The sequence below is a fragment of the Methanosaeta sp. UBA458 genome, assembly GCF_002496085.1.
Taxonomy (GTDB): Archaea; Halobacteriota; Methanosarcinia; order Methanotrichales; family Methanotrichaceae; genus Methanothrix; species Methanothrix soehngenii.
Map to the genome: position 1 here is coordinate 1 of NZ_DAIK01000023.1, position 7,389 is coordinate 7,389.

The 7,389-nt window shown below is 54.9% G+C and carries 6 protein-coding genes and 2 tRNA genes; 4 read left to right on the plus strand and 4 right to left on the minus strand.

Annotation, left to right across the window (positions count from 1 at the left end):
• Positions 1-213: 213 nt before the first annotated feature.
• From BP822_RS01405 to BP822_RS01415, 3 genes are all read right to left on the minus strand, one after another.
• Positions 214-1,047: an NAD(+)/NADH kinase gene (locus tag BP822_RS01405; protein WP_013719659.1), complete on the minus strand. Its 834-nt coding sequence runs from the start codon at positions 1,045-1,047 to the stop codon at positions 214-216.
• Positions 1,034-1,852 (minus strand): bifunctional fructose-bisphosphatase/inositol-phosphate phosphatase, encoded by an 819-nt coding sequence (locus BP822_RS01410; RefSeq protein WP_013719658.1) that lies wholly within the window; start codon positions 1,850-1,852, stop codon positions 1,034-1,036. The genes BP822_RS01405 and BP822_RS01410 overlap by 14 nt, the downstream gene beginning before the upstream one ends.
• 73 nt (positions 1,853-1,925) lie before the next feature.
• On the minus strand, positions 1,926-3,113 hold the full coding sequence (locus BP822_RS01415; protein WP_013719657.1) for an RNA-guided endonuclease InsQ/TnpB family protein: 1,188 nt from the start codon (positions 3,111-3,113) through the stop codon (positions 1,926-1,928).
• A 285-nt stretch (positions 3,114-3,398) separates the two neighbouring features.
• On the opposite strand from BP822_RS01415, the gene BP822_RS01420 reads away from it, so the two are divergent.
• Positions 3,399-4,949, plus strand: coding sequence for a sodium:solute symporter family protein (locus BP822_RS01420; protein ID WP_048133104.1), 1,551 nt, complete (start codon positions 3,399-3,401; stop codon positions 4,947-4,949).
• 122 nt (positions 4,950-5,071) lie between these two features.
• Positions 5,072-5,145 (plus strand) — tRNA-Val (locus BP822_RS01425).
• A 34-nt stretch (positions 5,146-5,179) separates the two neighbouring features.
• On the opposite strand, the gene BP822_RS01430 is transcribed toward BP822_RS01425, so the two are convergent.
• Positions 5,180-6,424, minus strand: a complete 1,245-nt coding sequence (locus BP822_RS01430) for an MgtC/SapB family protein (RefSeq protein ID WP_286859008.1) — start codon at positions 6,422-6,424, stop codon at positions 5,180-5,182.
• Between the two features lie 91 nt (positions 6,425-6,515).
• On the opposite strand from BP822_RS01430, the gene BP822_RS01435 reads away from it, so the two are divergent.
• Together BP822_RS01435 and BP822_RS01440 are read left to right on the plus strand one after the other, a co-directional pair.
• Positions 6,516-7,190, plus strand: a complete 675-nt coding sequence (locus BP822_RS01435) for an endonuclease III domain-containing protein (protein ID WP_286877561.1) — start codon at positions 6,516-6,518, stop codon at positions 7,188-7,190.
• 28 nt (positions 7,191-7,218) lie between these two features.
• Positions 7,219-7,293 (plus strand) — tRNA-Glu (locus BP822_RS01440).
• The last annotated feature ends 96 nt before the right edge of the window (positions 7,294-7,389 follow it).

Below are 7,389 nucleotides of genomic sequence, written 5' to 3' on the forward strand. Positions count from 1 at the left end.
TTCTGCCCCTGACCTATGCCAGCGACGCCCTGAGGGCGATAATGCTCAAGGGAGCATCGTTGTATCAGATCTTGCCGGATCTCATCTTTTTGGGATCCTTCTTCATGCTGATGTTCATCGCGGCCACGCTGATGCTTAAAAGAGAGGTGGGCTGAAGGCTGGCGGCATTAGCATGATATGGCGAATTGAGAGCCAGCTCGATTGCCTGATTGCCTAGGCCAGCTTGCTTTTCACCTTGGCATAAAAGCCGTCCTTTGCAGCCTTCACAAACCTGGCCGGTGTTTTGGCTTTGCTTATCACTATTGAATCCTTGGTGGATATGTTCGTCGAACTCTGGCCGTCAACCACCACCAGCGCCTCCTTCTCAGGCAGCTTGAGCCGGACCTCAATGACGCTGTTTCCGGGCATCACCCAGGGGCGGCTGGAGAGCTTGAAGGGGGCCATGGGAACCAGGACGATGGCATCCACCCGGGGGTCGACGATGGGCCCTCCGGCGGACATGGCATAAGCGGTGGAGCCGGTGGCAGTGGCTATGATCACCCCATCCGCCCGGAAGTCCTCCATCAGGGAGCCGTCAACCAGGATCTCGAACTCGATCATCTTGGCCGGGCTGGCGGTTAAAAAGGCGATCTCATTGGTGGCACGGGGCATGCAGACCCCGTTCAAAAGCAGCTTCAGCCGGGAACGCTCGTCCACCACGAATCCCGAAAGCAGGCGCTTTATAGTCTCCAGAGCATCCGCAGGCTCCACATCCACTAGAAAGCCCAGGGTGCCCATGTTTATCCCCAGTATTGGCACCGGATCTGCCATCTTATGAATAGTCCTGAGTATGGTGCCGTCTCCTCCTATGGAGACAATAAAATCCACTTTCAGCCGTTCCATCTCCTGAACGGATGAGGGCGGCCTTCCAATCGTTAGGGCGAGATCCCCGTCTGCCAGGATCTGTACACCGCTATTCCAGGACTCGATCTCATCCATGAGCCTCTCTGCCAGCAAGACAGACTCCTCCTCCCTGCGGGAGACAAATCCGATCCTAATCGCAACCACCGTCTATTAGCTTAAGCAGATCCTCATGCCGCAGGCCATTGGAGCCGACGAGACACCTCTTCTGCCACATGTCTCCTGCCATATGGAGCTGGTTTCCATCTGAATCGGATACCCTTCCACCCGCCTCCTCGATGATCAGGATACCAGCAGCCACATCCACCACCCTCATCATCCCCCGCAAATCGACAAATGCATCCAGCATTCCCCTGGCGACCAGCGCCATCTCCAGGGAAGCGCTCCCCAAGGTTCGAATCCTCCTAACCCTGTTTCCTATTCCAGTTATGCGGCCGGTGTTAGGCCTGATGGTATAGGCAGAGATGCTGAAATTCTTGAAGTCCTCATTCCGGGATACGCATATCCTCTCTCCCGATCCGGCATAAGCCCCTCTGCCCGCTTCAGCATAGAATCTCTGCCCTCGGGCGAGATCATAAATGTATCCCAGCCGGCAATCATCCCCGCTGATGTAGATTGACAGGGCGTAGAATGGTATGCCAGAAATGGCGTTGAATGTCCCATCCAGGGGATCGAGATGAAGGAAATGGTCGGGATTTTCGCCTATCCTCACCTCTCCCCTCTCCTCGCTCAGCACCAAAAAGCCCATGCCCGACGACTGCAACACATCCAGGACCGCATTCTCTGCTGCGCGGTCGATCACCTTGGTGGGAGTGCCGTCTGCACCCATGTTCACCATCTGCCCGCCGGACGCGGTGCCGATCATATCCCGGATAGAGGAGGCCACAGCTCTAGAGGCGTCATCGCAAAGCCCCAGAAGTCTGTTGCCGGAGGTGGAAAGTAGCTCGCTCATCCCTCAAGATGTGGCGAGATCACTATAAAAGCTCTCAGGTCAACTACCGCGTCCTGAAGGGCGCGGCTTGCGACTACGCAAAAAGTCGTGTCGCGTCTGGTGGGCTGACTAAACCACCCTGAGACTCAAGGATATACCTCAAATCTCGTGTTCGGTGCTCGATGTTCATAGCACCAACTCTATCGGCATGGGTCTCGTAACCGCATTTTTCGCATCGGAAGGCTACACCACGGCGGTTATTTCGGCTGATGTGGTTACATCTGGGGCAGGTTTGGGAAGTATATTCAGGATTTATGTAAATTACAGCTATCCCGGCTTCTTTGGCTTTATATTCCACAAAAGCCTGTAGTTGCCTGAATGCCCAACTGCTATGCTCGTACCTGAATTCTGTAGAGACCTTGTTTTCCGTTCTCTTTCTGATATCCGTCAGATCTTCCATACCGATTGCCGAAACACCGTTATCTGTAGCGAATTTCACCAGGTCCTTGGATACCTTATGATTAACGGCGGTCATGAACCGTGTCTCTCGGCCCGCTATTTTTTTGAGAGTTCTCATAGAGGACCGAGTGCCCAAATAACGACCACCTGCCTTCTGTAATCTCCGGCGTTCCTTGGATCGGATGTTCCTGTGGTTCTTGATCTCACCACCTGCGAAGAACTTGCATTGCTTGTCTGTGGTAGATGCAACCGCCAGGCAATTAATGCCAACATCTACCCCCATGAAAGTGGATGCATCGACTATATTCCTGTCTGGAATATCCTTCGCACAGGCCAAATGGAAAAAGTAAGCTCCGTTTTTGTGTAAACAAAGCTTGGATGCTAGATATTTCCAGGACCCGTCGAAGTATCTCTGAGCATATCGATAGTTCAGGAGTTTGTATCTCCTGCGCCCTGCCAGTGTGGTTATGCTCAATGTATCTCCAGATATGCCGAAATCGCGTTCAAACGAGAATGTTGCGGATGTTGGATCGAAATCCAGGAGTTGCCATTCAGACTCCTTTTTGTCGATCTGACTCTGAAGTGTCTTGTAAGCTCCTGATACCTGGCGGGCCACGTTGCAAGCCATTTGCGATTTCAGGTTAAGATTGTTCCGTAGATGCTTGTAAGTCGCTTTTTGGAGCTGTCCACTTCCAATGGGCTTACCGATGTCGAACGCAATTTGTGAGGCATAATTCATGCCGCGAGAGAAAGTTGCTAGCAGCTCGGCTAGATCATTATCTGGCACATCTAGCTTCAGGACAATGGTCTTTATGAGCTGCATTATCAGGTATGTTTCACTCAATGCCATATAAAGTTATTGTAGGTGAGGATATTCGCACGCGCTCCTCCCCACCGTGAACGATGGGGACTCCGCGCTGCTATGAAGTTGAACACCCTCAGTTCAGAACGGTTAGCTTTATTAGATCCTCAATCTGAACCATGCTCACACGTAACACTATGGAGGGATTAATCTGATCTTAGGACTACCGACAGAGACGTTCATAGGAATCATCATTGTACCAGTATTCATCTCGATTCTGCTCCTGATATGGGCTTTGAGGTGGTGATGGATATGGATATTACCACGTTGGTTGTTGTTGCTGTCTATTTCATAGGGCTCATCGCCATTGGAGCTTTCGCTTCCAAGAAGATTAAAAACTCCGAGGACTTCTTGGTGGCGGGAAGGAACCTGGGATTCTGGACCTTCACTCTTCTCGTGGTATCCAGCATCTGCAGCGGCATGACCATCCTGGGGGTGGCGGGTCTGGGATATGCCACCGGCTGGCCGAGCATCTGGGAGCAGATATTCGTCCCCCTCTGCGCTGCGGTGTGCATACTGTTCTTCGGCTCGAAGCTTCACGCGGTCGCCGCCAAGACCGGTTATGTGACCATGCAGGATTATTTTGCCCACCGCTTCTACAGCCCCCGGGGGATCAGAGGAACATCCGCCATAATCGGGGTTTTCATCTCCATCATCTATCTGGTGGGCCAGTACATCTCCATCAGCATGGTCTTGTCATGGCTTTTCAAGATACCCTATCAGTGGGCTCTGGTGATCGGTGCGGTCATCGTCATGGGCTACACCATCCTGGGAGGGCTGTATGCCATCGGCATGGCCTCATTGATCCAGGGGATGATGATTCTCTTGGGGGTGCTGCTCGTCGGTCCGGCGGTGATCGATGCTGCCGGCGGATTGACCCATGTTAATACCGTCTTAGCGGAGATGGATGTCAATATGACCCACCTGTGGTATCCCCAGGTCCACCCGCCCTATGCCGGCTATGCCTTCATGACCCCCATGTACCTGGTCTCCTTCTTCTTCCTGCTCACCTTCGGCCTGGCAGCAGCTCCTCATGTGGTAAACAATGTGCTGGCCGCAAGAGAGGACCGGTACTTCAAGTGGGCCCCCCTTGCCGCTTTCGTCATCTATGCGGTGATCATGTACATTTGCAAGATCACCGGGTTTGCTGCCCGATCGATGGCCGAGGAGGGGATGATTGCCATGCCTACCGGGGTCTCCAATCCTGCAGACTACTCTTTCATTGTGGCCTCGGAGTATGTCTTTCCGGGGATATTCGCCCCTCTGGTGGCGGTGATAGTCCTATCCGCTGTGATGTCCACAACCGACCGCTTGATGCTGACCATAGGAAGCTATGTCAGCTGGGACATATACCGGCAGTTCATCAACAAGGAGGCCTCGGAGAAGTCGATCACCCTGCTCAGCCGGGCGGCGATAGTCGCCTCTACGGTTATCACTCTGTACCTGGCCTGGTCCAATCCCCCGGAGCTATTGGCCTGGCTGATCTGGATGGCCATCGGAGTGATGCTGGCCTGCTTTGTAACACCGCTGTTCGCCGGGCTGTACTGGCGGCGGGCCACTCGGGAGGGGGCTCTGGCCTCGATGATCCTGGGACTGGTGGGGACGTTCGCCTTCAGCTATTATGCCAAGTTCATCGCCCCCATGCCCATGCACCCCAGCATGTACGGATTTGTCATCTCAGTGGCAGCGATGATCGTGGTCAGCCTGGCCACGGCCAAGCCCTCGAAAAAGCTGCTGGATGAGACCCGGACGGGAATGTTCATCCGCGGAGAGGAGGAGCGAAAAACCAGGTCCTGAATAAGGCGGTTGAGAAACCTCAGAATAGCCCAAAAGGTCGCGAGCAGCCCGGCAGCCGGCCGGGCTTGTTCGCCCGGGCTAAGCGATAAGATCTAATATGACGAGCAGATAGTAAAGGGGCAGGGCCCGTGGTCTAGCTGGTTATGACATCGCCCTTACACGGCGGGGATCACGCGTTCGAACCGCGTCGGGCCCATCTTTTCTTTTTCCTATATTATATCAAGATCTCTTTAGATCAGGAGCATTGAGAGGATTCCAGCCAGGGCCATGGGCAGAAGGATTGCCGCTGTCCGGTTGCCGAATTCTCTGCTCCCCAGGAGATAAGCCATTCCCAGTTTCACCAGGGTGTTGGCGATCACCGCCAGGGTGATGGAGGTGGCAGCCATGCTGGGAGTAAGGGTCGACCGGGCTAAGGTGGCCATGCTCAGGGTGATGGCATCGACATCCACGAGACCTGAGAGTATGCTGGCTGCATAGATTCCCGTATCCCCAAAGTACAGGCCGGCAAGGCGGGAGATGATCAGGACCAGGGCGAAGAGCGAGCCCAGCTTGAGGGCGGGGAGGATGCGGAAGGGATCGGAGACCTTCACCTCGCCCCCCTGGGGCGGGCTTTTGCGGTGAGATATGTAGGCAAGGGCAACGCCTACAGCGGTCATGGTCAGGAGGGGTATGAAAAGGTCTGGCAAAACTTCCTTGTTTACTATTGCGGCGATGAAAAAGACTCGGGGAAAGACAGTGCTGCTGGCGATGGCCGTGGCGAAGACGGCGGAGGATAGTAGCTGGGGATTGATCTTCGACTCCTCCGCCAGGGAGGAGGTGACGGCGATGCTCGAGGCCAGGCCTCCCAGGATGCCGGTCAGTGTAAGGCCTCTCTCCGCCCCCAGGATGCGGATGAGGATGTAGCCGGTGTAGCCTATCAGGCTGACCAGGATCACGAAGAGCCAGATCTGGCGGAGGTTGATCACCCTCCAGGGGTCGACGGCCTCCAGGGGCAGTATGGGATAGATCACCAGGGCGATTATTCCCATCTTGAGGGTGTCGAGCAGGTCCGCCTCGTTCAAGGCCTCGACGTAGCGGTGTGTGACCGTCCGGGTGGCCAGGATCCAGGTGGTGATGATTGCCAGGGAGACGGCCAGGGCGATCTTATCAGGATTGCTGCTGAGCATTCCCAGGACGAATGCAACCACTGCGGCCACGGCGGCTGTGAGATCTATCCTTCCCAGGGAGCTGACGGCGGAGGCGTAGCCCACCGCCACCAGAATGATAAATGAGGAGAGAGCGCCGACGGCAAAGAGGGATCCATACTGGGCGGCCAGGGTGGCGGACAGGGCGCCTAACAGGGAGATCAGGATGAAGGTCCTCAGGCCTGCTACGCCCCGGACCTTCTCCTCCGCCAGACGGCGCTGGCGCTCAGTGCCGATGAGAGCTCCAATTAGCATGGCCACTAGAAAGGGGTAGATGTCCACAAAATCCATTTGCTCTCTATTTAATTCACAGGTTGATAAATTTTTGCTGACTGGTTGTTCGCAATAAGCTTTAAGGCAAAAGGAGCCAGTCTCCGCAGGGATGGCAAAGCAGAAGGTCGGCGATAAGGTTCTAGCTTGCATTCGTATTCTGGAGGAGGAGTATGGCGTTCCCCGGCAGGATCATATCGATCCTCTGGACCTTTTGGTGATGACCATACTCTCACAGAATACCAGCGATATCAACAGCCTGCGGGCGTTCGCCAATCTGAAGAGGGACTACGGGAATTATGAGTCGCTCCTTTTGGCCCCAACGGAAGAGGTAGCGGACTGCATCCGGGAGGGGGGTCTGGCGAATATCAAGGCCCTGCGGATACAGGAGGTCCTCCTCAGTATAAAGAGGGACCGGGGGGCGATGGATATCGGCTTTCTGGAGGGGATGGATAAGGACGAGGCCATGAGCTACCTCCTGGACTTGCCCGGCGTTGGGCCGAAGACGGCGTCGATCGTCCTGCTCTTTGCCTTTGGCATGCCGTTCATGCCCGTGGACACCCACGTATTCCGGGTCTCGCGGCGGCTGGGCCTGGTTACTGAAAACCTATCGCCGGAGAAGGCGCAAAAAGCCCTGGAGAGGATTGTGCCCCAGGAGTGCTACCACTCCTTTCACCTGAACCTGATCCGCCACGGGAGGCAGATCTGTCGAGCCCGTGGGCCGAAGCATGAGGAGTGCGCACTGAAGGAGTGTTGCGACTGCTTTCTACAGGGCCAAAAGCCTTAAATGATAGTAACAACCACCCCCCATCCGCGCTCCGGTAGTGTAGCTCGGCCAATCATGTAGGACTCTCACTCCTTCGACTTGGGTTCAAATCCCAACCGGAGCATGATTTTCTAGTAAAGCATCTTTCTATTCGCTCTTTCGATAAGGACGCCGTTTTTCGGATTGACCACATCCTGGAAAGAGATTATGAGGACTCTAG